22 protein-coding genes are annotated in these 24,651 nt (G+C 62.8%); 16 read left to right on the forward strand and 6 right to left on the reverse strand.

Translation table 11 applies throughout. The features are described 5' to 3' along the window. Positions 1 to 19: 19 nt before the first annotated feature. Complete coding sequence (locus AMK02_RS10360) at positions 20 to 1,219, reverse strand: ROK family transcriptional regulator (RefSeq protein WP_064802481.1); 1,200 nt, start codon at positions 1,217 to 1,219, stop codon at positions 20 to 22. A gap of 199 nt (positions 1,220 to 1,418) precedes the next feature. Between AMK02_RS10360 and AMK02_RS10365 the strand changes: the two genes are divergently transcribed. From AMK02_RS10365 to AMK02_RS10410, 10 genes are all read left to right on the forward strand, one after another. Then, entirely contained in the window at positions 1,419 to 2,723 is a 1,305-nt protein-coding gene (locus AMK02_RS10365; RefSeq protein ID WP_064802483.1) for an ABC transporter substrate-binding protein, read from the forward strand. 81 nt (positions 2,724 to 2,804) lie between these two features. Beyond that, entirely contained in the window at positions 2,805 to 3,743 is a 939-nt protein-coding gene (locus AMK02_RS10370) for a carbohydrate ABC transporter permease (RefSeq protein ID WP_064802485.1), read from the forward strand. After that, positions 3,736 to 4,584: a carbohydrate ABC transporter permease gene (locus AMK02_RS10375; protein WP_064802487.1), complete on the forward strand. Its 849-nt coding sequence runs from the start codon at positions 3,736 to 3,738 to the stop codon at positions 4,582 to 4,584. Before AMK02_RS10370 ends, AMK02_RS10375 begins: the two co-directional genes overlap by 8 nt. Positions 4,585 to 4,606: 22 nt before the next feature. Beyond that, positions 4,607 to 5,680, forward strand: a complete 1,074-nt coding sequence (locus AMK02_RS10380) for an ABC transporter ATP-binding protein (RefSeq protein ID WP_064802489.1) — start codon at positions 4,607 to 4,609, stop codon at positions 5,678 to 5,680. A 47-nt stretch (positions 5,681 to 5,727) separates the two neighbouring features. Next, positions 5,728 to 6,492: an SDR family NAD(P)-dependent oxidoreductase gene (locus AMK02_RS10385; protein ID WP_064802490.1), complete on the forward strand. Its 765-nt coding sequence runs from the start codon at positions 5,728 to 5,730 to the stop codon at positions 6,490 to 6,492. Between the two features lie 15 nt (positions 6,493 to 6,507). Continuing rightward, on the forward strand, positions 6,508 to 7,200 hold the full coding sequence (locus AMK02_RS10390) for a FadR/GntR family transcriptional regulator (RefSeq protein ID WP_237358347.1): 693 nt from the start codon (positions 6,508 to 6,510) through the stop codon (positions 7,198 to 7,200). Between the two features lie 201 nt (positions 7,201 to 7,401). Further along, positions 7,402 to 8,208 carry an SDR family NAD(P)-dependent oxidoreductase gene (locus AMK02_RS10395; RefSeq protein ID WP_064802494.1) on the forward strand — a complete coding sequence of 269 codons (807 nt, stop codon included), beginning with the start codon at positions 7,402 to 7,404 and terminating at the stop codon, positions 8,206 to 8,208. A 30-nt stretch (positions 8,209 to 8,238) separates the two neighbouring features. Continuing rightward, positions 8,239 to 9,195, forward strand: coding sequence for an ABC transporter substrate-binding protein (locus tag AMK02_RS10400; protein WP_064802496.1), 957 nt, complete (start codon positions 8,239 to 8,241; stop codon positions 9,193 to 9,195). A 167-nt stretch (positions 9,196 to 9,362) separates the two neighbouring features. After that, the gene (locus tag AMK02_RS10405; RefSeq protein WP_237358348.1) at positions 9,363 to 11,231 is read left to right on the forward strand and encodes an ABC transporter permease; all 1,869 of its coding nucleotides are present in this window, start codon (positions 9,363 to 9,365) and stop codon (positions 11,229 to 11,231) included. Further along, positions 11,224 to 12,273, forward strand: a complete 1,050-nt coding sequence (locus tag AMK02_RS10410) for a quaternary amine ABC transporter ATP-binding protein (RefSeq protein WP_064802497.1) — start codon at positions 11,224 to 11,226, stop codon at positions 12,271 to 12,273. The genes AMK02_RS10405 and AMK02_RS10410 overlap by 8 nt, the downstream gene beginning before the upstream one ends. A 30-nt stretch (positions 12,274 to 12,303) precedes the next feature. Here AMK02_RS10410 and kdgD read toward each other — a convergent pair whose 3' ends face one another. The 3 genes from kdgD to AMK02_RS10425 form a co-directional block, all read right to left on the reverse strand. Beyond that, positions 12,304 to 13,230, reverse strand: coding sequence for a 5-dehydro-4-deoxyglucarate dehydratase (gene kdgD / locus AMK02_RS10415; RefSeq protein ID WP_064802499.1), 927 nt, complete (start codon positions 13,228 to 13,230; stop codon positions 12,304 to 12,306). Positions 13,231 to 13,262: 32 nt separating this feature from the next. Beyond that, entirely contained in the window at positions 13,263 to 14,237 is a 975-nt protein-coding gene (locus tag AMK02_RS10420) for a mannonate dehydratase (RefSeq protein WP_064802501.1), read from the reverse strand. A gap of 65 nt (positions 14,238 to 14,302) precedes the next feature. Continuing rightward, complete coding sequence (locus AMK02_RS10425; protein WP_064802503.1) at positions 14,303 to 15,013, reverse strand: FadR/GntR family transcriptional regulator; 711 nt, start codon at positions 15,011 to 15,013, stop codon at positions 14,303 to 14,305. Positions 15,014 to 15,145: 132 nt separating this feature from the next. Here AMK02_RS10425 and AMK02_RS10430 point away from each other — a divergent pair, with 132 nt between their 5' ends. Genes AMK02_RS10430 through AMK02_RS10450 form a run of 5 tightly spaced genes read left to right on the forward strand, consistent with a single transcriptional unit; the run spans position 15,146 to position 20,291 of the window. After that, positions 15,146 to 16,741: an ABC transporter substrate-binding protein gene (locus AMK02_RS10430; protein ID WP_064802504.1), complete on the forward strand. Its 1,596-nt coding sequence runs from the start codon at positions 15,146 to 15,148 to the stop codon at positions 16,739 to 16,741. A 20-nt stretch (positions 16,742 to 16,761) separates the two neighbouring features. Continuing rightward, a complete protein-coding gene (locus AMK02_RS10435) occupies positions 16,762 to 17,790 on the forward strand; it encodes an ABC transporter permease (RefSeq protein ID WP_064802506.1) in 1,029 nt (342 codons plus the stop codon). A gap of 11 nt (positions 17,791 to 17,801) precedes the next feature. Beyond that, on the forward strand, positions 17,802 to 18,704 hold the full coding sequence (locus AMK02_RS10440) for an ABC transporter permease (RefSeq protein WP_064806121.1): 903 nt from the start codon (positions 17,802 to 17,804) through the stop codon (positions 18,702 to 18,704). Between the two features lies 1 nt (position 18,705). Further along, positions 18,706 to 19,551, forward strand: coding sequence for an ABC transporter ATP-binding protein (locus tag AMK02_RS10445; protein ID WP_064806124.1), 846 nt, complete (start codon positions 18,706 to 18,708; stop codon positions 19,549 to 19,551). Then, positions 19,548 to 20,291: an ABC transporter ATP-binding protein gene (locus tag AMK02_RS10450; RefSeq protein ID WP_064802508.1), complete on the forward strand. Its 744-nt coding sequence runs from the start codon at positions 19,548 to 19,550 to the stop codon at positions 20,289 to 20,291. The genes AMK02_RS10445 and AMK02_RS10450 overlap by 4 nt, the downstream gene beginning before the upstream one ends. Positions 20,292 to 20,314: 23 nt before the next feature. Here AMK02_RS10450 and AMK02_RS10455 read toward each other — a convergent pair whose 3' ends face one another. Both AMK02_RS10455 and AMK02_RS10460 read right to left on the reverse strand, forming a co-directional pair. Next, on the reverse strand, positions 20,315 to 20,845 hold the full coding sequence (locus AMK02_RS10455) for an NADPH-dependent FMN reductase (protein WP_064806126.1): 531 nt from the start codon (positions 20,843 to 20,845) through the stop codon (positions 20,315 to 20,317). 13 nt (positions 20,846 to 20,858) lie between these two features. Continuing rightward, on the reverse strand, positions 20,859 to 21,923 hold the full coding sequence (locus tag AMK02_RS10460; protein ID WP_064802510.1) for a LacI family DNA-binding transcriptional regulator: 1,065 nt from the start codon (positions 21,921 to 21,923) through the stop codon (positions 20,859 to 20,861). A 183-nt stretch (positions 21,924 to 22,106) separates the two neighbouring features. Between AMK02_RS10460 and AMK02_RS10465 the strand changes: the two genes are divergently transcribed. Next, positions 22,107 to 24,626 carry a hypothetical protein gene (locus tag AMK02_RS10465; protein WP_064802512.1) on the forward strand — a complete coding sequence of 840 codons (2,520 nt, stop codon included), beginning with the start codon at positions 22,107 to 22,109 and terminating at the stop codon, positions 24,624 to 24,626. Positions 24,627 to 24,651: the final 25 nt, after the last annotated feature.

The raw sequence follows: 24,651 nt of genomic DNA on the forward strand, positions 1-24,651 counted from the left end.
GATCTTGAGTGTGCGCTCCTCAGAGCGCCGGCCCTGTGGTGCTCCAGGGCGATTCGTAGAGTTCGTAGAGCGCGACTGCGGCAGCACCCTGTGCCCAGAAATCATCACTCGAATCGTCGAAGACGAGTTCGCTGACGCCTTTCAGCGACGGCGGAATGGCGAGCGCATAGGCATCGCGCAGGCTGTTCAAAAAGGGTTCGCCGAGCGCCAGGCTGGAGCCGACCAGGATGACCCGCGGCGGCGCAAACAGCGTGACGATATTGGCGATGGTCAAGCCGACTGCTTCACCGGCGCGGATGGCGGCGCCGATCAGCCGGTCGTCATCGGCCTTGATCAGCGCCTGGGCATGGGTCATGCCGCGCCCGAGGCGGATGGCTTCGGCAAAACGCCCGTCGGTCTGATGCTCGCCGAGGATCGCGCTTTCGCCGGCCTGGCTGAAAAGCCGCACCACGCCATTCGGTCCCATGCCGAGCACGAGGTCGCCGAGATTGTGGCTGAGGCCGCCGGCTCCGCGGAACAGGCGATTGCCGTGCAACACGCCGAGCCCCAGCGTTTGTTCCAGCGAAATCAACACCATATCTTCGAGATCCCTGGCTCTTCCGAACCAGTGATGGCCGAGCGTAATGGCATGCGCGTCGCTTTCGACGATGGTCGGCGTCGACAGCCGCGTCGACATTTCGGCGGCGAAATCGACGTTGGTGTCGCGAAAGATCGGGCTGCTTCTGATGTAGCCGGTGCGATGTTCGACAACGCCGGGAAAGCCGAGGCAGATGCTGTCGACATCCTCCAGCGACAGCCCGGCATCGACGACGCAACGCCTGACCCCGTCCTCGACGAGATCGGCGATGACGCCGATCGGCTGCCGGTCGATGCGGATCGGTAAAGCGAGCTTCGACAGCACGTCGCCGCGAAAATTGGTGACCACGAACACCATGCGGCTGGCGGCGATCTTGCCGCCGACGACGCGGGCGGCGTCGGGATTGAGCTCCAGCGCCACACGCGGCCGCCCGCGCACCGCCTCATTACGGATATCGCCTTCGTGGCGCGGCAGGATCAGTCCGTCGTCGAGCAGCGAGGCGGTAATGGCGGAAACGGTCGTGGTGGAAAGCTCGGTGCGTTCGCTGATCTCGATGCGCGAGATCGGACCGTGCCGCCGGATAGTGTCGAGCACGTTCAAGCGATTGATCGCGCGCATCAATTCTGGATCTGCGGTCTTCATGAAAAACTAGCCGGCATTGTTCGTTGGGCGGAAGCCAATATTTTTAACGGGTTACGAAATAAATAGCAGGCAATTCCGTGGGCCTGTCAAGCGCATTTGCTAAAAATAGCCGAAGTCGGGTTGACATCCGGCGCAAGCTCCGCTGAATTATTCCGCATAGGGGAAAAATTGTGAGGATAGGTCCCCTGGGAGGAAAATCATGAATTTTATGCTGAAGAACGCCGCTTTCGGCGGCAGGCGCATCGTATCCATGGCCGCGGCAGCCGGCATGTTGCTGGCCGGAGCAGGAACTGCCTCGGCGACGACGGTGGTCAAGTGGCTGCATCTCGAAACCGATCCGAAAAATGTCGCGGCCTGGGAAGACATCGTCAAGAAATACGAAGCTCAGCATCCCGATGTCGATATCCAGATGCAGTTCCTCGAAAACGAGGCCTTCAAGGCCAAGCTTCCTACGCTGCTGCAGTCCGACGACGTGCCAGATTTCTTTTTCAGCTGGGGCGGTGGCGTCCTGAAGCAGCAGTCCGAGACCGGCGCGCTGCAGGATGTGACGGCAGCCCTCGATGCCGATGGCGGCAAGCTGCGCAAGGCCTATACCCCGGCCTCGGTCGACGGCCTGACCTTCGACGGCAAAACCTGGGCGGTCCCCTACAAGGTCGGCCTGGTCAGCTTCTTCTACAACAAGGCGCTCTTTGCCAAGGCAGGCGTCAAGGCCGAGGACATCAAGACCTGGACCGATTTTCTCGCAGCGGTGAAGAAGATCAAAGCGGCCGGCATCGTGCCGATTGCCGGCGGCGGCGGCGAGAAATGGCCGATCCACTTCTACTGGAGCTATCTCGTCATGCGCGAGGGCGGCCAGAAGGTCTTCGATGCGGCCAAGAACGGCGAGGGTGAAGGTTTCCTCGATCCAGCGATCATCAAGGCCGGCGACGATCTCGCCGAGCTCGGCAAGCTCGAACCTTTCCAGCCCGGCTATCTCGGCGCAACCTGGCCGCAGACGCTCGGCGTCTTCGGTGACGGCAAGGCGGCGATGATCCTCGGCTTTGAAGCGACCGAGGCCAACCAGCGCAAGAATGCCGGTGACGGCAAGGGACTTTCGCCCGACAATATCGGCCGTTTCGTCTTCCCGACGGTTGAAGGCGGCGCCGGCAAGCCGACGGATACGCTCGGCGGCCTGAACGGCTGGGCGCTTACCAAGAAGGCCTCCAAGGAAGCGGTCGATTTCCTCGCTTTCCTGACGAATGCGGACAATGAGCGGGCGATGGCCAAATCAGGCATGCTTCTGCCCGTCGCCGTCGGCGCCGATGACGGCGTGGTCAATCCGCTGCTGGCTGAATCGGCCAAACAGCTTGCTGGTTCGACCTGGCATCAGAACTTCTTCGACCAGGATCTCGGTGCGGCCGTCGGCCGTGTCGTCAACGACGTCTCGGTAGAAATCGTCTCCGGACAGATGAACTCCAAGGACGGCGCCCAGATGATCCAGGACGCTTTCGAACTGGAACAATAACCAGCGCCCGCAGAACCTTCCGGCGCTCCTGCCAATCGGGAGCGCCGGCATCGCTGCCGACGAAAGGCGAAAGCAGGAACCATGGCCAATATCTCAGTCCTATCGACACCGAGCGCAGCAAGGCCGGCAAGGCGAGCCGCAAACCGGAAGAGCTCGGTCGCCCACGACCGCCTGACCGTGCTGTTGCTGTTTCTGCCACCGGCGCTGCTGCTCTTCACGCTCTTCGTCATCATGCCGATGGGCGAGGCGGCCTGGTACAGCCTCTATAAGTGGAACGGGTACGGCACGCCGACGGAGTTCATCGCGCTCCGTAATTTCCAGGTCCTGTTCCGCAACGCGGCGTTTACCCAGGCGCTGGTCAATAACGGCCTGATCATCATCATTTCGATCTGCATCCAGGTGCCGCTCGCCATCTGGCTGGCCACGATGCTGGCGCACCGCATTCCCGGTGTCGTCGCTTACCGCCTGATCTTCTTCCTGCCTTATGTGCTGGCGGATGTTGCCGCAGGCCTCATCTGGCGCTTCGTCTATGACGGCGACTACGGCCTGTTTGCCGCCATTTCCAGCTTCTTCGGTTTCGCCAATCCTTACGTGCTCGCCGACAAGGACGTGGCGATCTATGCCATCCTCGGGGTTATCGTTTGGAAGTATTTCGGCTTCCACATGATGCTGTTCATCGCCGGCCTTCAATCGGTGGACAAGAGCGTGCTGGAGGCGGCCGAGATCGACGGCGCCACCGGCTGGCAAAAATTCCGTTACGTCACCCTGCCGCTGCTCGGCTCCACCCTGCGCCTTTCGATCTTCTTCGCCGTCGTCGGCTCGCTGCAGCTCTTCGACATGATCATGCCGCTGACCGGCGGCGGACCGTCCAACTCGACGCAGACGATGGTCACCTTCCTCTACACCTACGGCGTCATGCGCATGCAGGTCGGCCTCGGCAGCGCCGTCGGCGTGGTGCTGTTCATCATCTGCGTGACGCTCGCCTTCGGTTACAAAAGGATTTTCATGCGCCATGACTGATATGAGCTCTTCCGTCCGCATGAGGACATCCACCCGGATCTATCTCTACGTGTCGCTGAGCCTGATCGCCGCGATCGTGCTGGTGCCGCTGCTGACGACGGCGCTCGGCGGCTTCAAGACCCTGGGCGACCTGCGCACCAACCCCTTCGGCCTGCCGACGGAATGGCAATGGGCGAACTATACCGACATTCTTTTCGGCGAGCGCTACTGGCTGCAAATCGGCAATTCGCTTGTCATCGCAGCCCTCACCGTGCTCTTGACGCTGATCGTCTCGTCCATGGCGGCTTTCGCCTTCGCCCATGTCCGCTTTTTCGGCTCGTCCTTCCTGCTCAATTATTTCCTGCTCGGCCTGATGTTTCCGGCCGCAACCGCGATCCTGCCGCTTTTCATCCGCATCCGCGATCTCGGCCTGCTCAATACCTATTGGGGCGTGGTGCTGCCGCAGGTGGCCTTCGGCCTCGGCATGAGCATCCTGTTGTTCAGGAATTATTTCCGCAATCTTCCGGAAGAATTGTTTCAGGCGGCCTTCGTCGACGGGTGCGGTTATATGAGATTCTTCTGGCATATCTCGCTGCCGCTCTCCCGGCCGATCGTCGCCACCGTCAGCATCATCTCCTTCGTCGGTAGCTGGAACAGCTACATCCTGCCGCTGATCATGCTGAACTCGGAATCCAAATATCCCTGGCCGCTGGGCATCATGGTCTATCGCGGCGAATACGGCACGGAGTGGCAGCTGGTGCTGGCCTTCATCACGCTGACCATCCTTCCCACCATCATCGTCTTCTTCGTCGCGCAGAGACACATCATCGCCGGATTGACCGCTGGCGCCGTGAAGTCCTGAGCCGAACCATTGGAGTGCAATCATGGCATCCGTTGAGCTGAACAATATTCGCAAGGCCTATGGCGCCGTCGACGTCATCCACGGCATTTCGCTTCAGATCGAGGATGGCGAATTCGTCGCCCTCGTCGGCCCGTCCGGCTGCGGAAAATCGACGCTGCTGCGGATGATTGCCGGCCTCGAGGAGATCACCGACGGCGAGATCGCCATCGGCGGCAACGTCGTCAACGCGATGACGCCGCGCGAGCGTAACATCGCGATGGTCTTCCAGTCCTATGCGCTCTATCCGCACATGACGGTGGCCGAAAACATGGGTTTCAACCTGAAGCTTGCCGGCGTTGCCAAAGCGGAGATCGGGGCCCGCGTCGCTGAGGCCGCCCGCATGCTCGATCTCGCCAAGCTGCTCGACCGCAAGCCGGCCCAGCTTTCGGGCGGCCAGCGCCAGCGCGTCGCCATGGGCCGCGCCATCGTCCGCAATCCGGCCGTCTTCCTGTTCGATGAGCCGCTCTCCAACCTCGATGCGAAACTGCGCGTGCAGATGCGTTCGGAGATCAAGACGTTGCACCAGAAGGTCCGGACGACCTCGATCTATGTCACCCACGACCAGATCGAGGCGATGACACTCGCCGACCGCATCGTCGTGCTCAATCACGGCAGGGTGGAGCAGTCGGGCACGCCGCTCGAACTTTACAAAAAGCCAGCCAACCTCTTCGTCGCCGCCTTCATCGGCTCGCCGGCGATGAACATGCTCGACGGCACCGTCGATGGTGAAAACGGCGCGCCCGCCGCCCGCCTCGAAGACGGCACGGCTATCCGCCTTGCGCCCGACCGTCGGGTCAGACCCGGCCAGGCCGTCACCATCGGCCTGCGCCCCGAACATCTCGTTCCCGGCCTGTCGGCCGGCACGCCGCTTGCCGGCCGCACCATGCTGGTGGAGCCGACCGGCGCCCAGACCCATGTCGTCTTCGATCTCGCCGGCCAGCAGGTCACGGCCATCGTCGACGGCGAATATCCCGCCCGCTACGGCGAGGTGTTCGAAGCGAGCATCGCCAGCGACCAAGTGCATGTCTTCGACCGCGGCAGCGGGGTGGCGCTTTAGGCGGCCGACGCTGGACGCATGGCGAGCAATGGTCTATAGCCTATACCATGAGTAGGCTTCAGAACAAATCAGTCCTGATCACCGGCGGTGCCAACGGCGCGGGTGCGGCGAGCGCAAAGCTGTTTGCCGAAGAGGGTGCTCGCGTCATGATCGCCGACCGGGATGCGAAAGCGGCAGGGACGCTCGTGGCCGCCTTGCGGGCCCGCAATCTCGATGTCCATTTCGTTCATGCCGATATTTCCAGGCCGCAAGAGGCTGAAACCGCCTATCGGGCGGCGCATGACGCTTTTGGTCGTGTCGATATCCTTTTCAATCATGCCGGGATCATCATCGTTAAGCCGTTCCTGGAGTGCACGCTGGAGGAATGGGACGAGCTGATGGACAACAACGCCAAGTCGGCGTTCCTGATGACCCGGCTGGTGCTGCCGGAAATGCTGGAGCGCGGCAAGGGCGTGTTGATCTTCACCTCGACAACAGGCGTGCGCGCGGCGACACATCTGGAGGCGCTTTATTGCGCCTCGAAATCGGCGATGCATCAGATGGCGCGCGCCCTGGCGGTGGAATATCGCGATCAGGGGATCAGGGCCAACCTGATCTGCCCCAGTTTCGTGCGGACCCATCACGGCGAGCATGAGATCGAACAATTGCGCAGCTATGGTGTCTTTGCGTCGGAAAACGATGTCAACGCCATGCAGGGGCGCATCTGCGAGCCCGAAGAAGTGGCGGAAGTCGCGCTCTTCCTTGCTTCCGACGCGTCCAGTTTCGTCAACGGCGCCGAGATCTTCGTCGACAATACATTCACGGCGGTGTGAAGCGTGCTTTGGGGATTGAGACAAGTCGAACCGCAGGCGGCGCACGGCCTCGCCGTCGATCTGCTGCAGCGTCAGATCCACTCCGGGCTGCTGCTGCCGGCCGAGCGGCTGCCGGCCGAGCGCCAGCTGTCCGACCGCTTCGGCATCAGCCGCGTGACGCTGCGAGAAGCGCTGCGGGTTCTTGAGACCAATCAATATATTACGGTTCGGCGCGGCGCCCAGGGCGGCGCCTTCGTGACCGACGAGGAGCGGCTGAGCCAGCTCGCGCGCCGCCGGATGACCCGAGCGCCGGCGACGACGATGCGCGTGGTCGAGTTCCTGACCGTCAACCAGCTGGCGGCCGCCCGGCTGGCAGCGGTTCGGCGCGGTACCGCCGACCTCAAGCGCATGCGCCAGGCGATGGATATGATGACATCGGCCGAGAACGGGCCGCAGCGCAAACAGTCCGAAGCCCTGTTCTTCCTCGCTCTCGGCGACGCAGCGCAGAACCCTCTGCTGTCGCGCGCCATCGAAGATGGGCTAGCCGAGCTGTTCCTGCCCTTCGAAAAGACCGGCTCCGAAGCGACCGCGTCCACTGCATTGAAATCCTTCGAGCATTTGTTTCAAGCGCTCGGCAGCGAGGACGTCGCCTCCTCGGAGGCTGCAATGACGGATCTGCACGCCCAGCTCTGGGATACCGTCCGTCGGTTGACCCGAAACGCCGCCTAATCTTTTCACGACAGCATGCCGAAAACTGCGCGCGGTCTTCGGACGACGTCATGCTTTAACTCGTTCATGCAGAACAGGATTTGGATTTCGGGCCGAACCGGCCTGAATTCATCCTGTTTCCCGCATTCAAAATGCGCTTGACAACTGCCTTCTGATTTAATGGTATTAACCTCATACCATTGATCCATTCTGGGAGGCATCATGAACGTCGCGGCGAACATGTCGAAGGAGCTGGTGGTGACCGGACGGCTGCGCGGGCGCACGGCCATCATCACCGGCGGCGCAAACGGGATCGGGCGGGCCGCCGCGCGCATGTTCGCGGCCGCCGGCGCCAGAGTGGCGATCCTCGACATCCAGGCGGAGGCCGGCCGCAGCGTTGCTGCCGAAATCGAAAAGGCGGGCGGGCAGGCGATGTTCCTGCAGACCGACGCGTCGGATACGGCAGCGGTCCGTGCCTCGCTTGCGGCAATCATCGCCAAATGGGGCGTCGTCGATACGCTTTTCAGTCATGCCGGCACGATCATCGTCAAGTCGCTGCATGAAAGCACCGACAGCGATTACGAGCGCCTGATGAACATCAACGTTCGCTCATCCTTCGTGGTCTGCCGCGAAGTAGTCTCGCACATGCTTGAAAGCGGCGGCGGCTCGATCGTCATCACCTCGTCGATCGGCGGCGAGAAGGGTTTCGGCCTCGAAAGCCTCTACTGCATGACCAAGGGTGCCGTCCTGCAGCTCGCCCGCTCCATTGCCATCGAATATCGCGACCGGGGAATTCGAGCCAACGCCGTCTGCCCGGGCTTCGTGAAGACGGCCCACGGGCTTCGCGAAATCGATGAACTCGACGGGCTCGGCCAGAAGTGGAACGAGGCCGACCTGCATTCGGTGCAGGGGCGGCTTTGCGAGCCGGAGGAGGTGGCTGCGGCAGCACTCTGGCTTGCTTCGGACGAGGCGAGCTTCGTCAACGGGTTGGCGCTCTACGTCGACAACGGTTGGTACGCCAAGGGTTGAACTGCAATACAACACGAAAAGGGGAATGCAATGAAACGGCTTATCACTTCTGCAATCATGGCGCTCAGCGTCATGACCGCCTCTCCCTCGATGGCTTTCCAGCCGGAGTCCGACCAGACGATCAAGCTGATGATCGCCGACTGGTCGTCAATGGCGATCGACACCGAGATCCTCAACATCATCCTGTCGACGTACGGGTACAAGGTGGAAAAGGTGGTCGCCGACGATACCGCCCGCTATCCGGGTTTCGAGGCGGGCGACCTGACGATCGCGCTGGAGACCTGGCAGACCACGCAGAACGAGGTCTTTTCCGCGTCGCTCGCGACGGGCAAGATTCTCGACATGGGCGAGCTCGGCCCGCATGCCAAGGAGGACTGGTGGTATCCGGCCTATATGGAGGAGAAGTGCCCGGGACTGCCAGACTGGCAGGCGCTGAAGAACTGCGCCGAAGCCTTCTCGACGCCGGAGACTGCGCCGAAGGGACGGTATCTCGGCGCCCCGGTGAGCTGGGGTGGCTACGACGAAGAGCGCATAAAGGCGCTGGATCTGCCCTTCGAGGTCGTCCATGCCGGCACGGATGCGGCGATGTTCGCCGAGCTGAAATCGGCCTATGAGCGCAAGGCGCCGATCATTCTGTGGGTCTATGAGCCGCACTGGGCTCCGACGGTCTTCAGGGGCTCCTTCATCAAATTCCCTGCCTACGAGCCGGCCTGCTATTCCGATGCGGCCTGGGGCGTAAACCCGAAAGCGGCTTATGACTGCAGCAAGCCGGAAGGCTGGATCAAGAAGATGGCCTGGGCCGGCGGCGAGAAGGTCTGGCCCTGCGCCTACGACATCACGCGCAAGTTCACCATAGACGGGAAGGAACTCGGCCAGCTGGTCTACGAGGTCGACGTCAACGGCCGCACAGTCGAGGACGTCGCGATGGAATGGGCAAAGAAGAACGAAGCCACCTGGCGTTCCTGGGCTGCCTGCGCGGAAAAGTAGGATAGCGGCGGGAGCCGGCGACCCCGGCTCCCGCTATCGATTTGGGAGGACGAGATGACCCATAGCCTCGCACACAGCAGGGAGATGACGCTTGGCGCAGCCATTGGGCCTATGTCGCCGTGCCTCTTGCGATCATGGCTGCGGCGTTCTTTCTCCCCGGACCACTGGTGCATTTGCCCGATTGGGCGGTTCTGCCGCTGTCGGATTACGTCGGCCGCGGACTGAACTGGTTCGCGCGTGACGCGGCGATCGGAGAGGTGAAGATCGCCGACGCCACCCGGGCCCTTGCCGCAATCGCCGAGACGCCGATCCTGTGGCTGAAGATGCTGCTGGTCGACGGCTGGGTGAAAGGCGCGGGCTTCAACAAGGTGCATATTGCTCCGCCCTTGAGCTGGGTCGGCGTGATTTTGGTGACCGCACTTGTCGCCTTGCGGATATCAGGGCGTTCTCTGGCAATCCTGACGCTGGCGGCGGGCGCCTATCTCGTTGTCTTCGGCCTCTGGGTCTCGGCGATGATCACGCTCGCCTCCGTCCTGTTGTGCGTGCTCACCGGCCTTGCCTTGGGACTGGCGATGGGCATCTGGGCCTATCGTTCGCCGGGCGCGGAGGCCGGTTTGCGGGCGGTCATGAATATCATGCAGACCGTGCCGATCTTTTCCTATCTGCTGCCGACGCTGCTTCTATTCGGCTACGGACCGAGTGCGGCCCTGTTTGCCACCGTGGTCTATGCGCTGCCGCCCATGGTGCATGCCACCGTGCTGGCGTTGCGCTCCGTGCCTTCGGAAACGCTCGAACTGGCGCGGATGACGGGATGCAGCCGCCGGCAGACCCTTTGGAAGGTCGAATTGCCGGTGGCGATGCCGCAACTTGCGATCGGCCTCAATCAGGTGGTGATGATGACGCTGAACATGGTGATCATCGCCTCGATGATCGGCGCCGGCGGCCTCGGCTACGACGTGCTGCGCGCGCTGCGCCGGCTCGATTTCGGCGCCGGCTTCGAGGCGGGTATGGGGATCGTTGCGCTGGCTGTCGTACTCGACCGGCTGACGCAGGCCGCCGCCCGCAACCAGTCGACGGGCCGCCACAGGCTTTGGCGCCGCCGCGATACCGTTGTCGCCCTGTCGCTGCTTGCTGTGCCGACGGTCGTCAGCTTGGCGGTGCCGGCGCTTGCCGCCTGGCCGGCCGGCTGGACGTTGACGACGGCACCTTTCTGGAACGCCGCCGTGAGTTTCATCAACCAGACCTTCTATGGGCCGCTAGAAGCCGTGCGCACCGCCATGCTGCTCGGCGTGATGAACCCGTTCCGCGATCTGCTTCAATCGGCACCATGGAGCGTTGTTGTTCTCCTGCTGGCTGTGGCGGCTTACGCGCTGGGCGGTCTGCGCACCGCCGCACTCGTCGTGCTGCTGATCCTTTTCATCGTCGTCACCGGCTATTGGCAGGCGGCGATGTCATCGGTCTACCTGACGGTTCTCTCCGTCGCCATCGCCCTTGCCATCGGTCTGCCGCTCGGAATCTGGGTTGCGGGGCATCCGAGGCTGCACGGGCCGGTGCAGTTGGCGCTCGATACGCTGCAGACCCTGCCGACCCTGGTCTACCTGCTGCCGGCCGTCATGCTGTTCCGCAACGGCGACTTTTCGGCGCTGATCGCCATTGCCTCTTACGCCATAGCGCCGGCCGTGCGTTATGGCATGGCGGGAATGGCGCATGTGCCGCATGAACGCATCGAGGCCGGGCTGATGTCGGGCTGCACGCCATGGCAGACTTTTCGCTTCATCAGCCTCCCATCCGCCTTGCCGACGCTTATTCTCGGCGTCAACCAGACAGTGATGATGGCATTGTCGATGCTTGTCATCGCCGCTCTCGTCGGCACGCGGGAGCTGGGGCAGGAGGTCTATACGGCGCTCGCCCGCGGACAAACCGGGCCCGGCATCGTCGCCGGTCTCTGCGTCGCCTGCATCGCGCTGATCGCCGATGCGCTGTTGAAATCCGGAGCCGCGCGTGCTGCCGGGCGTGAAGGAGATATCCATGTCTGATGCCTATCACCATGCACCGGGCCGGACGGCGCCTGTTGCGCTCGAAGCGAGCGGCGTCTGGAAAGTCTTCGGGGCGGATGCCGCCTCTTTTGGCCAGCGTCCCGCCTCCGCCCGCACGCCGGAAGCTTTGGCCGCCGCCAAGGTCGTGGGCGCGGTGCAGGATGCGACCTTCCGGATCGCGCGCGGCGAGGTCTTCGTCATCATGGGCCTTTCCGGCTCGGGAAAGTCGACGCTTCTTCGCTGCCTCACCCGACTGATCGAACCCACCGAAGGTGAGGTTCACTATGATGGAGAGAATATTCTGAAGCTGAGCGACAAGGCGCTGGTCGATATCCGCCGCCGCCGAATGGGCATGGTGTTCCAGCATTTTGCGCTGCTGCCCAATCGCACCGTTCTCGGCAACATCGCCTTCCCCCTGGAGGTCCAGGGAATGCCGCGCGCCAAGGCCGAGGCGCGGGCGCGGGAGCTGATCGACACCGTGGGACTGGCGGGGCGAGAGGCCCGCTTTCCCGCCGAACTTTCCGGCGGCCAGCAGCAGCGCGTCGGCATCGCCCGCTCGCTCACCACCAATCCGGAATTCTGGTTTCTGGACGAGCCGTTTTCGGCGCTCGATCCGCTTATCCGTGCCGATCTGCAGGCGGAGGTGCTGCGGCTGCAGCGGACCCAGACACGCACCGTTGTTTTCGTCACCCATGATCTGGACGAGGCCATTCGGCTCGCCGACCGGATCGCCATCATGGAAGGCGGGCGCATTGTCCAGATCGGAACGCCCGAAGAACTGGTGACGCGGCCGGCGACCGATTATGTCCGCCGCTTCGTCGCCAAGGTGCCGCCGGCCCGCGTGGTGCGGGTGTCCTCGCTGATGAGCCCGGCACAGGGGCAGAATGGCGGCTTCGGAGTAAGCGCCGGTTCGACGATTTCCGAGATCGCGCCGGAGCTTGTCTCTGGCGCCGGCGCTTTGCCGGTTCTCGACGCTGGCGGCAGACAGATCGGATCGCTCGACCGCCAGCAGGCGCTCGCGACGCTGGCGGCGAGCGGCTGATCGCGGACTTGCCTCGATCAGCCGCTTGCGCTATTCCGCCGCGATCTGCGAAATGCCGTTGGCCTGCACGATTTTATCGAGCAGCGCGAGCTCTTCCTGGGTGAGATCCGTCAGGGGCGGCCGCACGGGGCCGGGATTCTGGCCGAGCACCCGGAGCCCCGCCTTGATGATCGAGACGGCATAGCCTTTCTTGCGGTTGCGCAGCGCGACGAAGGGGAAGAAGAAGCCCTTCAGGATTTCGTCGACGGTCGCCTGGTCACCGGTGCGCAAGGCGCCGTAAAAGCGCTGGGCGAGGGCGGGGACGAAGTTGAACACGGCGGAGGAATAGGTGGTCACGCCGGCGGCGAAATAGGCTTGCGCGTAGACCTCGTGGGTCGGCATGCCGCCGACATAGACGAGGCGGTCGCCAAGCCGCGTGGTGATCTCGATGACCTTGTCGACATCGCCGACGCCGTCCTTGAAGCCGATCAGGTTCGGGCATTCCTCCGCAAGGCGCGCGATGCTGTCGGCGGTCAGGATGGCGTTGTCGCGATTATAGACGATGACGCCGATACCGACCGATTGGCAGACCGCCTTGACATGGGCGATCAGGCCGGCCTGTTCGGCAAACATCAGATAGGGCGGCAGCAGCAGCAATCCGTCGGCGCCGGCCTTTTCCGCCGCCTGTGCGATCTCGATGGCGAGCGACGTGCCGTAGCCGGTTCCCGAGATGATCGGCGTATTGCCGGCCGATGCCTTGGCGGCGCGCACGACCTGAGGGATTTCGGACGGATTGAGGGAGAAGAACTCGCCGGTGCCGCCAGCGGCAAACAGCGCGGCGGCGTCATAACCGGCAAGCCACTCGACATGACGGCGATATTTCGCCTCGTCGAATTTCAGCTGGTCGTCGAAATGGGTGACCGGAAACGAGAGCAGGCCACTGCCGACGGCCTTCTTCAATTCAATCGGATTCATCATCAAGTCCTATTCCTTACGTGTTGAAAATCGTGTCAGGCGTTCTCGAGCACTTGCAGAAGTGCCGCGATGTAGCCGTAGCAGAAGGCAAATGCGGTGGCGGACGGATCCTGGCCGCTGACGGTCGGCACATGGTCGGGCATCAGCATGTATTTGTAGCCGACTTCCTTGTAGATCCTGGCCGAGCGGACCATGTCCATGTCGCCCTCGTCCGGGAAGGTCTCCATGAAGGAGAGCTTGCCGCCGCGAATGTTGCGGAAGTGGACGTTGAAGATCTTGTTGCGCTCTCCGAACCAGCGAATGATGTCGTCGATCTCTTCGCGTGGATTTTCGAGCATCTCGCCGACCGAGCCCTGGCAGAAATTGAGGCCGTGATAGGGGTTCTCGCGCATTTGCACGAATTTCTTCAGCCCCTCCACCGTGCCGAGCACGCGCGTGACGCCGCGATAGCCGGGCGGCGTATAGGGGTCGTGCGGATGGCAGGCGAGCCTGACGCGATTGCTTTCGGCGACCGGCACGACGCGTTCGAGGAAATAATCGATCCGTTCCCAGTTTTCGTCCTCGGAGAGCACGCCGGCAAGGCCGGGGGCTGCCTGCTGATCGGTCTTCTCCCAGCGGAAGCTGGCGTTCAGCGAGCCGCCGCGTCCGGGTTCATCAGGCGTGCGCGGAATGCCGATCAGGTTGAGATTGTATTTCACAGCCGGAATGCCGGCCGCCGCGACATCCTCGATCATCTGGCAAACCGCGTCGATCTGCCGGTCACGCTCAGGCCCGGCAAGCAGGATGTCGGGATAGGAAGCCTTCTCGATCGGCTGCGAGGGCAGGGGCAGCTGGATCATGTCGAGGATCAGGCCGAAGCTCTCGACCTTGTCGCGATGGCGTTCGATGTCGGCAAGCGTCCAGCTGCTCGGCTGTCCCGGCGGATCGGCGCTGATATGCTTCACCCCCAATTGCGCGAAGATCCGATAATCGTCATCGTCGCGCGCCGCCACCTGTGTTCCAAGATACATTAGAGACCCTCTCCAAATTCAACAATGTCATATGACATAATATGAATTTTTGAGAGTGTCGAGCCCTATTGCTGTTCGGCGAGCATCCGATAGCGACGTTGGCTCGCCATCAGATGCGCGCGCATCGCCTGGCGGGCACGGTCGGGATCCTGATCGGCGATTGCCGACAGGATTTCCACATGCTCGGCATAGACCTTCTGCAGATACTCGCGGTCATTGGCTTCCGGCAGCGTCGGAAACTGCCCGCGGGGAATGGCGCGCGGGCCGAAATGACGGAGAACATCGACATAGAACCGGTTGTTGGTGGCGGCGGCGATCGCCATGTGAAAGGCATAATCAGCCTCGACCGTCTGCTGTCCGCTTTCGATCAGTTGCGCCATTCGGCGGTTGGCCTCGCGGATTGCCGCTTCCTGCTCGGCCGTGCGGCGATAGGCGGCAATCGCTGCCGCTTCACCCTCGGTCGCCATGCGAAACTCCAGCAACTCAAGAGTTTCCGGAATGCTTTTAATTTCCACCGGCGTCAGCGACATGACCGAATGAACCTTCGGATCCGCGACGAATACGCCTTTGCCCTGGATCGGCCGGACAAAACCCGCAGCCCTCAAATCCGCAATCGCCTCGCGCACCACGGTGCGGCTGACGCCGAAGGTCGATTCGAGCTGAGGCTCGGTCGGCAGCTGGTCGCCGACGCGCAATTTCCCCGTCTCGATTTGCGCGCGCAATTGATCGATGACCTGCTGCGCCAGTCTTTGCCGACCACGGCCAAGTGTCGTCATTCTCGTTTCCCCAGTTCCTTTGCCTCACGTCTTCCGCACGGGTCTTGCAAATCAAATCGGACTTCGATAAATCATAATACGACATACGGACGACATAATATGTCTCTTATAGTAATCCAGGGAGGAGTTACAATGAAGCATTTTTCGAAAGGCCTGTTCGTCGGCGCCGTCATCGGCGCTCTGACGATCGCTGCGCCGCTCTCGCACGCCGCCACCCCTAGGGATCAGCTGGTGATCGGGACATCGCTGGCGCAGGTCCTGTCGCTCGATCCGCATCAAGCGACCGAGGGCAAGGCTGTCGAGATCATGTCGAACCTCTACGACCGCCTGGTCAACAGCACGCCGGATGGCAAGATCGTGCCGCAGCTGGCCGAAAGCTGGAAGGTCGATGACAAGGGCATCACCTTCACGCTGCGCCAGGCCAATTTCGCCTCCGGCAATCCGGTAACAGCGAAGGACGTCGTCTATTCCATCGGGCGGCTTCTGAAGCTCGACCAGGCTGCTGCGGCGAACCTCAAGCGCGTCGGTTATGACAAGAACAATGTCGACAAGCTCGTCACCGCAGTCGACGACAAGACGGTGCGCATCGATTTTTCCGGCCAGGTGACCGCCGAGATGCTGCTCTACCGGCTGACGACCTCGACCACCAGCGTCGTCGACAGCGTCGAAGTCGAAAAGCATGTCGCTGACAACGATTACGGCAATGCCTGGATGCGTACGCATTCGGCCGGCTCCGGTCCGTTCACCCTGAACCGCTGGTCCCCGAACGAGCTTGTGATCCTCGACGCCAACAAGGATTATGTCACCGGCGCTCCGAAGATGAAGCGCGTCATCGTCCGCCATGTGCCTGAAAGCCAGGTCGAGCGCCTGATGCTCGAACGCGGCGACATCGATATCGCCAGCGCCATGACCGCAGCCGACCTCGCGACCTTCAAGGACAAGCAGGGCTTTACCATCCAGCGCATTCCCACAGGCGGCTTTTACGTGCTGTCGATGAACGCCGGCAACCAGTACCTGTCCAACCCGAAGGTGCGTGAGGCCATTGCCTATGGCATCGACTACAAGGGCATCGAGAAGACGATCATGGGTCCCTACGGGCGGGCGAGAAACGTTCCGGTTCCGGAGAATTTCGAATCTGCGATCCCGAATCCCGACTGGCATCTCGACGTCGAAAAGTCCAAGCAGCTGTTGGCCGAAGCAGGGTTCAAGGACGGCTTCTCTCTGACGCTGAAGACGATCGCGCAGACGCCGCGCATCGATCTTGCCACGGCCATCCAGGCGTCGCTCGCCCAGGTCGGCATCAAGATCGACATCCAGCAGGGCAACGGCTCGGAAATCATCGCCGCCCATCGCGCCAGGGACTTCGATCTGCTGATCCCGCAGACCAGCGCCTACATGCCGAACGTGCTCGGCTCGATGGAGCAGTTCTCGTCCAACCCCGACAACTCGAAAGAAGCCAATAATGCCGGCAACTTCGTCTGGCGCTCGGCCTGGGACATCCCGGAGCTGACGGCGCTGACGGCCAAGGCATCGATGGAGCCGGACGCCAGGAAGCGCGGCGAGCTCTACGTCGAGATGCAGAAGATGTTCGTCGAACAGAAGCCTGCGGTGCTGCCTATGTTCGAACGCTTCGAGCCGATCGTCCTGTCGAGCAAGGTTGAGGGATATGTCGGCCATCCGACTCAGCTGACACGCCTCGAAGGCGTCACCAAGTCTGAAGCCCAGTAATACTCCCGAGGCAGCCGATCATGAAGGAACTCTCTGTAGCCGAATTCGGCCGACGCCTGGCGCATCTGCTCGTCAGCCTGTTCATTCTCCTCTGCGTCACCTTCGTGATCGGCCGCGTCCTGCCCACGGATCCCGTCGGCGCGATCGTCGGCGAACTCGCCGATCCCGCCGCCTATGCCGCGATGCGGACGCGTCTAGGGCTCGATCTGCCGATCTATCAGCAGTTCTTCCTTTATCTGAACGGGCTCGCCCATGGTGATTTCGGCACGGCCGTGCTCACCGGCAACCCCGTCTCTTCCGATCTCGCTCAGGCCTTTCCGGCGACCTTCGAACTGGCCACGCTTGCCGTGATCATTTCGACCTTTGTCGGCGTCCCGCTCGGCCTGGTCGCGGCGCTGTTTCGCGATAGCGTGATCGACAAGGTCGCGCGCGTAGTCGCCCTCGTCGGTCATTCGATCCCGGTTTTCTGGTTCGGCATCGTCGGCCTCGTCATCTTCTATGCCGGCCTGAACTGGGTCGGCGGGCCAGGCAGGATCGATGTGTTTTACGAAGGCCTCGTCACCCCGCAGACCGGGCTGCTGCTGGTCGACAGCCTCCTGCAGGGCGAGACGGAAATCTTCTGGAATGCCCTCGGCCATATCATCCTTCCTGCCATCATCCTCGCCTATGCCGCGATGGCCTACATCACCCGCATGACCCGCAGCTTCACCCTCGAGCAGTTGAGCCAGGATTACGTCATTGCGGCCCGCGCCAAGGGTGTGAGCCCCTTCGGCACGATCTGGCGCCACGTCCTGCCGAACATCGCCGTGCAGCTGATCACCATCCTGGCCATTTCCTACGGCGGATTGCTCGAAGGCGCCGTCGTGACGGAAATCGTCTTTTCCTGGCCGGGCATCGGCCAATACATGACGAATGCGCTGATGATCGGCGACATGAACGCCATCGTGGCCGGCACCATCATTGTGGGTTTCATTTTCATGCTGTTGAACTTCCTCGCCGACGTCGCCTACGCCATATTTGATCCGCGCATGCGGGAGGTGGCGCGATGAGCCCCAGCCCGATGAGCAATGTTATCCGCGGCGAGATTCAGATCCGTCCTCCGAGCGTGCCGAGCCGCATGGCGGCGTCGTTTGCCCGTGCCGGCCGTAAGCTGGCTGCCGAGCCGCTCGGCCTTGCCGGCTTCGTCATCCTCGGCCTGCTTTGCCTGATTGCGATCTTCGCGCCGTTGCTGGCGCCTTATGACCCGGTCATCCAATCGCTTGGCGACGCCCTGCAGCCGCCGAGCCTCGCACATTGGGCCGGCACCGACGAATTCGGTCGCGACATTCTGAGCCGTCTGATCTTCGGCACGCGCATCACCATTCAGACCGTGCTGTCGATCTCCCTGATCGTCGGGCCGATCGGACTGTTGATCGGCGTGGTCGCCGGTTTCTTCGGCGGGCGCACCGATGCGCTCTTGATGCGCGCCACCGATATCGTTCTGTCCTTCCCGTCGCTGATCCTGGCGCTCGCCTTTGCGGCAGCACTCGGCGCTGGCCTGACCACGGCCATCATCGCCATCTCGCTGACGGCATGGCCGCCGATCGCCAGGCTCGCGCGCGCCGAGGCGCTGGTCGTCAGAAATGCCGACTATGTCGTCGCCGCCCGCCTTTACGGCGCCTCGCCGATCCGCATTCTTCTTCTCTATATCGCGCCGATGTGCGTGCCGTCGGTCATCGTGCGCCTGACGCTCAACATGGCGGGCATCATCCTGACGGCGGCCTCGCTCGGCTTCCTCGGCCTCGGCGCCCAGCCGCCCGCACCGGAATGGGGCGCGATGATTTCCAACGGCCGCAAATTCATGCTCGATTACTGGTGGGTCGCCGTCATGCCCGGTATCGCCATCCTGCTGACCAGCCTTGCCTTCAACATCGCCGGAGATGCTCTGCGCGACATTCTGGATCCCCGCCATGCCAGATCTTGAAATGAAAGATCATGATTCGCAGCCCGTTCTGTCCGTCAAGGACCTGAGCGTTCGCTTCGGGCGAGGGGCCGTGCCCGCCGTCTCTAATGTCAGTTTCGATGTCGGGCGGGAACGGGTCGGCATCGTCGGAGAATCCGGTTCCGGCAAGTCGACGACCGGTCGCGCCATCATGCGTCTGCTGCCGCCGGCCGCGGTCGTCACCGCCGAACGTCTGGATCTCGGTGGCGATCCGTTGCTGTCGAAGAGCGAGCGCCAGATGGGCGCGCTTCGCGGCAAGGATATCGCGCTGATCATGCAGGATCCGCGCTATTCGCTGAACCCGGTGCTCTCGATCGGCAAACAGATCGCCGAAGCCGCACGCCTTCACCTCGGTCTTGGCAAGAGCCAGGCGTTGGATGCAGCCCGCGCCATGCTGGAGCGCGTGCGCATCAGCGATCCCGACCGGGTTATGGCGCTTTATCCTCACCAAATATCGGGCGGCATGGGCCAGCGCGTGATGATCGCCATGATGCTGCTGGCCCGGCCGAAGCTTGTCATTGCCGACGAGCCGACCTCGGCGCTCGATGTCAGCGTCCGCAAGGACGTGCTGCTGCTGCTCGACGAACTGGTGCGCGAGAACAATTCGGGCCTGCTCCTGATCAGCCACGACATCCGCATGGTGGCAGCCTTCTGCGAGCGCATCATCGTCATGTATGCCGGTCGCATCGTCGAAACGCTGACCAGTCTCGAAGAGGCCCGCCATCCCTATACGCGCGGGCTGATAGCGGCGCTGCCCGACCCGAAGCACCCGGTTCGCCGGCTTGCCGTTCTCGACCGGGCGAAACTCGATCTGGAGACGGCGCAATGATCAATGTCCGTGACCTCGACGTCGTCTTTTCCTCCGGCAAATCAAGCAATCATGTCGTCAGGAGCATCAGTTTTCAGGTGGGCCAGGGTGAGACCCTCGGCATCGTCGGCGAATCCGGCTGCGGCAAATCGACGGTGCTGCGCTGCCTCGCCGGCATGGAGGCCGGTTGGACCGGTCAGATCGAGCTTCGCGGAAGGCCGATCGGCAAGAAGCGCTCCCGCGAGGAATTGACCTCAGCCCAGATGGTTTTTCAGGATCCCTACGGATCCCTGCATCCGCGCCACCGCATCGGCACCGCGCTCGCCGAGCCGCTGCGCGCCATGCGCCATTCCGACATCTGGTCGAAGGTGGAAAGGGCGTTGATCCAGGTTGGCCTGCCGGCAAGCTTCGCCAACCGTTTTCCGCACGAACTTTCCGGCGGCCAGCGGCAGCGCGTGGCGATCGCCCGGGCGCTGATCCTGTCGCCGCCGATCCTGCTGCTCGACGAGCCCACCTCGGCGCTCGATGTCTCCGTCCAGGCCGAAATCCTCAACCTGCTTGCCGATCAGCGTGAGGAGAAGGGGCTGACCTATCTGCTCGTCAGTCACGATCTCGCGGTCATTGCCCATATGTGCGACCGGGTGCTGATCATGAAGAACGGCGGCTTCGTCGACGAACTCACAAAGGCGGATCTGCAGGCCGGCACGACGCATGATGCCTATGCGCAGGAGCTGTTCGAGGCGAGCTTCATGAAGGCTTGACGGGGTCGTTGCGCAGCCGAGCCTCAGGCTGCACTGCAATAGCGTGCGAAAGCCTCGAGGAAATCGCGCATCTCCTCCTGATGCCGGGGCGCGGAAAGATGCTCGGCAATTTCTTCCGGGGAAAGCTTCATCAGATGGAGGCGAAGAAAGAGCTGCTCGTTGAAGCGCTCGCTCAGCGTGGCAAGAACGGTGCGAAGCTGCTGCAGCATGTCGTCGCCGCGATGCGACGCGTGCACAAGCACGATCGGTTTGCCGATCACTTCGTTGCGGGAGACGAGCCAGTCGATGGCGTTCTTCAGCCCGCCGGGGATTGACCTGATATACTCGGGGCTCGCCAGGATCAGTCCATCCGCATCCGCGATCGCCTTTGCAAGAGCCGCCACTTCGGAAGGAGGCTCGGGAAGTTCGAGATCGGGCGAGAAGACCGGGAGCTCGCCAATACGATCATAGACCGAGAGCGTATGCGCCGGCCCGGTAGCCGACTGGAGGGCATATAGCATGGCCGTATTGGTCGAGGCTCTGCGGGCGCTTCCGGATATCGCCAGGAATTTCATGATCGGCATAACCTCATGCGATTGGCTTGATGTGATCCATGGCAACCGGATGGCGGACGGCTGCGACGCTGCCTCTTTCGACGACATGGCAGGCAAGCTCGACACGGCGGCGCGGCAAGGCAAGGCCGAGCATCATATCGCGCAACAGGTCGAGCGCGGTGGCGCCGAGTTCGCGCATCGGGATGTGCACCGTCGACAGAGGCGGATTGAGAAAGGCCGATTGCGGCAGGTCGTCTATGCCCATGACGGAGACATCCTGCGGCACTGCATAACCCATCGCCTGCAATCCGCGCACGGCGCCGTTTGCGAGACTGTCGCCTGCCGTCAGAACGGCGGTGAAGCAAAGACCCTTGTCGCCGACGAGACGGGTGATCGCCTCGGCGCCGAGTTCCGGCAACCAGTCTTCGACCTCGAGCACCAGGTCGGCATCGGCCGTCAGCCCATGATGCTGCAGCGCGTCGCGCCACCCCTCCAGGCGCCGCTCGATCGTCCGCCGTCCCGGCCGCAGCATGAACAGGATGCGCTGATGCCCGGCCTCGATCAAGCGCTCGGCGGCGATGAAAGCGGCCGAGCGGTTGCAGGGCGTCACACTCGAAAGCCGCATATAGGGATCGTCGCTGTTGACGAGCACGACGGGCTTCCCGAGATCGGCGGCGGCCGCCAGCATGTCCTCCTCGTCGACCGTCAGGATCAGCATGCCGCCGAAACTTGCATCATTGCGCATCTCAGCGATGACGCGGGTTTCATCGGCCTTGTCGGCGACCGGGCGCATCGCCATCTCGATGCCGAGGGCGGACGCGCGCGCGTTCAATCCTTCGAGCACGTGGAGCGTGAACTGGTTGCGGACATAGTCGATCATCGCCGCGCCGGAGGCGACGAGCATGACCTTCTTGCCGGCGACGCTCGCCGGTAGCGCGTAACTGACAGCGCTCGCCGTTTCCAGCACCAGCTTGCGGATCTCGGGCCTGACGCCCTTTTCGCCGGCCAGCGCCCGCGACACTGTGCTGATCGAAACGCCGCAGCGGGCGGCGATGTCGTCGAGGCGTGTGCGCCTGCCTTTTTTCTGCTCCGCGGCCATCACATCTCCTCGCTCCCTCTTGAAGTATGCAAAAATCTTTCAGATTGCGCAAACGGAATGGCTATGCACAATTGACGTGTCAGCGACAGGCGGCAGAGCAGGGAGGCTTTGAAGATGCGGTTTGACGGCAAGTCCATGCGTCGGCATTTTGCCCGGCGTGTTAAAGCTCAAGCGGGCTGAAGCATGGCCGCCGAGCAGTCCTATCTCCGCCGCAAGACCGCGAAACAGAGTCCGATCGTCTACTGGCAGCTCGGCTCGCTCTCACAGGCGCGCTACGACGTTGCCGACCGGCCGATGGAAGGCAACATGGATCCGTTTTTCTTCGTCACCAAGACGAAGAATTTCATCCCGCATGAATATCCCTGCCGCACCGAATTCAAGGCATCCTTCTCCGGACGGCGGCCGCAGCCGGCTGCCGAATTCGAGGCCGTCCGCTGGTGGCTTCCCTTTTCATCGCCCCGCGTCGATCTCTCCGGATTCTGGTTTCGCCCGACGCGCATCGGCTGCTGGGCGCGCACCGTTCTCGACGCTCGCGCCGCTGGTTCCGCCACGTTGCGCCTGTCGACCTGCGGCGGCGCCATCCTCTTCGTCAACGGCCGCGAGCAGGGTTTCATGGCGCCTTACGTGCGCAATCTGGAAGCCCAGCAGACCTTCGAAGTGGAGTTGACGGCGGGGCACAACGAGATCCGCATCTATTTCGACGATCTCGCCGAGCGCGATGCCCGCTTCTATTTCCAGCTGGATTATCTCGATGGGCCGGAGGTCGAAACATCGGTGCCTGTCCCCATCGCGGCCGGTGACGCGGACGAGCTGGAAGCAATCCTCGAAGGCATGCGCTTCGACCGCACCGCCTATCTCGGCGAAGACGTGACGATCCTGTTTCCCGCGCCGCTGCCGGTGGCGTTGAGCTGTCATGTCGAGATCGAAGGCGACTTCATGTCGGTCGAGCGCTTCGATTATGAATTCGCGCTGAAAGCGGGAGCAACGAAGCTGGAACTCGGCCCCTCGGCCGATATGCCCGCCGATTTCCGCCATTTCCGGATCACGTTCAAAGCAGGCGAATTTTCTATCAGCCGCACGCTCGGTGTCGAGATCTGCCATCCCCAGCGCCAGGGACTGGCGCCCGCCGCGCTCGAGGATCGCGTCGCCGAGGCGCTTGCCGAGGTCGCCGCCCATTCCGAGCCCGATACGGTCTGCGCCTTCGCGCGCCTGGCTTTGGGGCAGGGCGGCGAGGAGACCGAGGCGATGATTTCGGCCATGCTGCCGGTCATCGAGGAATGTCACGATTGCGCTGATTTCGTGCTGGTTCCACTGTTGTTTGCCTATACGCGCTGGAGCGATCTGCTGTCGCAAGCCCTGCGGCAGCGGATCGAGCGTGCCGTTCTCAATTACCGCTACTGGATGGACGAGCCGGGCAACGACGTTCAGTGGTATTTTTCGGAAAACCACGCGCTGCTCTTCCACACTGCCGCCTATCTCGGCGGCAGGCTGTTCCCCGATGCCGTCTTCGTCCGTTCCGGCCGCACCGGCGCCGAGCAGATGAAGGTTGGTGAAGAGCGCGTCCGCGCCTGGCTCGATCATTTCGAGCGCTGGGAAATGGCCGAGTGGAATTCCGTTCCCTATTTTCCGATCGACCTCAAGGGTCTGACGGCGCTTGCCGCCTGCGCCCCGGATGAGGCGATCCGCGCCCGGGCGAGCGCCAGCATCGTCCGCCTGATGGAAATTGTCGCCCGCTCGGCTCATCACGGCATGCTGACCGGCAGCCAGGGCCGCTCCTACGAACACACGCTGCGTCCCGGCCGCTCGGTCGAGCTGTCGGCCATCGCCCGGCTACTCTGGGCCCGCGGCTGGTACGGCCGCCGCGTCCACGCGCTGCCGCAGCTGGCCGTCTGCATCCGCGATCATGGTCTGCGTTTTCCGCAAGAGCTCGCGGCCATCGCTGCGCACCAGTCCGACGGCGCGCAGGAATGGACCTTTTCCCAGGGCGAGAACCGCTTCGCCGCCCTCTATCACTACAAGACGCGCGACACCGCACTCGGCACCATCGCCCATTATCGCCCAGGCGCCTGGGGTTATCAGGAGACGGTTCTGCATCTGCGTTTGGGCGAGCGGCCGGAAGCGCAGATCTGGATCAACCATCCCGGCGAAACCATTCAGTTCGGCTACGGCCGGCCGAGCTTCTGGGGTGGCTGCGGAACGCTGCCGCGCGTGCATCAATATCGTGACCTCGCCATTCTCGATTTCGACATCCACGAGGGCCAGCCGGATTTCACCCATGCCTGGTTCCCGCTCGAAGCCTTCGACGAGAAGCTGGTCGACGGCAAGCTGGCGCTCGCCCGCTCCGGCAATGGGCTTGCGATGCTGGTCGGCAACGGCCTGCTCGAACCGGTGAAACACGGGCCGGCGACGGATGTCGAGTTGCGCCTGGCCGGCCGCACGGGGCGCTGGATTGTCCGTCTCTCCGATCTCGGGCGCGAAGACGGCCTCGACGGCATGCGGGCGCGCTTCGCCACGCTTACAGCCCGCCGCGACAATGAGGGTGCACTGATCATCGTCGATCCAGATTACGGTCAGGTCGTCTTCGAAGAGGACGGCACCGTGCGCGCCGAAGGCCGTATTCTGAGACCCTCGGACTGGTCGGTGCGGGGAGAAGCGATACATCTGGAGATACCGGGCAGGCAGCGGCGGCGCGCTGCCTCGTAGACGACTGTTCGGCCGGTGGAGGACC

This window comes from Rhizobium sp. N731 (genome assembly GCF_001664145.1).
Classification (GTDB): domain Bacteria; phylum Pseudomonadota; class Alphaproteobacteria; order Rhizobiales; family Rhizobiaceae; genus Rhizobium; species Rhizobium esperanzae.

Coding starts and splice junctions, on each gene's coding strand:
- AMK02_RS10360 (WP_064802481.1), bottom strand. CDS start 1,219: ATGAAGACCGCAGATCCAGAATTGATGCGCGCGATCAATCGCTTGAAC.
- AMK02_RS10365 (WP_064802483.1), top strand. CDS start 1,419: ATGAATTTTATGCTGAAGAACGCCGCTTTCGGCGGCAGGCGCATCGTA.
- AMK02_RS10370 (WP_064802485.1), top strand. CDS start 2,805: ATGGCCAATATCTCAGTCCTATCGACACCGAGCGCAGCAAGGCCGGCA.
- AMK02_RS10375 (WP_064802487.1), top strand. CDS start 3,736: ATGACTGATATGAGCTCTTCCGTCCGCATGAGGACATCCACCCGGATC.
- AMK02_RS10380 (WP_064802489.1), top strand. CDS start 4,607: ATGGCATCCGTTGAGCTGAACAATATTCGCAAGGCCTATGGCGCCGTC.
- AMK02_RS10385 (WP_064802490.1), top strand. CDS start 5,728: ATGAGTAGGCTTCAGAACAAATCAGTCCTGATCACCGGCGGTGCCAAC.
- AMK02_RS10395 (WP_064802494.1), top strand. CDS start 7,402: ATGAACGTCGCGGCGAACATGTCGAAGGAGCTGGTGGTGACCGGACGG.
- AMK02_RS10400 (WP_064802496.1), top strand. CDS start 8,239: ATGAAACGGCTTATCACTTCTGCAATCATGGCGCTCAGCGTCATGACC.
- AMK02_RS10410 (WP_064802497.1), top strand. CDS start 11,224: ATGTCTGATGCCTATCACCATGCACCGGGCCGGACGGCGCCTGTTGCG.
- kdgD (WP_064802499.1), bottom strand. CDS start 13,230: ATGATGAATCCGATTGAATTGAAGAAGGCCGTCGGCAGTGGCCTGCTC.
- AMK02_RS10420 (WP_064802501.1), bottom strand. CDS start 14,237: ATGTATCTTGGAACACAGGTGGCGGCGCGCGACGATGACGATTATCGG.
- AMK02_RS10425 (WP_064802503.1), bottom strand. CDS start 15,013: ATGACGACACTTGGCCGTGGTCGGCAAAGACTGGCGCAGCAGGTCATC.
- AMK02_RS10430 (WP_064802504.1), top strand. CDS start 15,146: ATGAAGCATTTTTCGAAAGGCCTGTTCGTCGGCGCCGTCATCGGCGCT.
- AMK02_RS10435 (WP_064802506.1), top strand. CDS start 16,762: ATGAAGGAACTCTCTGTAGCCGAATTCGGCCGACGCCTGGCGCATCTG.
- AMK02_RS10440 (WP_064806121.1), top strand. CDS start 17,802: ATGAGCAATGTTATCCGCGGCGAGATTCAGATCCGTCCTCCGAGCGTG.
- AMK02_RS10445 (WP_064806124.1), top strand. CDS start 18,706: ATGAAAGATCATGATTCGCAGCCCGTTCTGTCCGTCAAGGACCTGAGC.
- AMK02_RS10450 (WP_064802508.1), top strand. CDS start 19,548: ATGATCAATGTCCGTGACCTCGACGTCGTCTTTTCCTCCGGCAAATCA.
- AMK02_RS10455 (WP_064806126.1), bottom strand. CDS start 20,845: ATGAAATTCCTGGCGATATCCGGAAGCGCCCGCAGAGCCTCGACCAAT.
- AMK02_RS10460 (WP_064802510.1), bottom strand. CDS start 21,923: ATGGCCGCGGAGCAGAAAAAAGGCAGGCGCACACGCCTCGACGACATC.
- AMK02_RS10465 (WP_064802512.1), top strand. CDS start 22,107: ATGGCCGCCGAGCAGTCCTATCTCCGCCGCAAGACCGCGAAACAGAGT.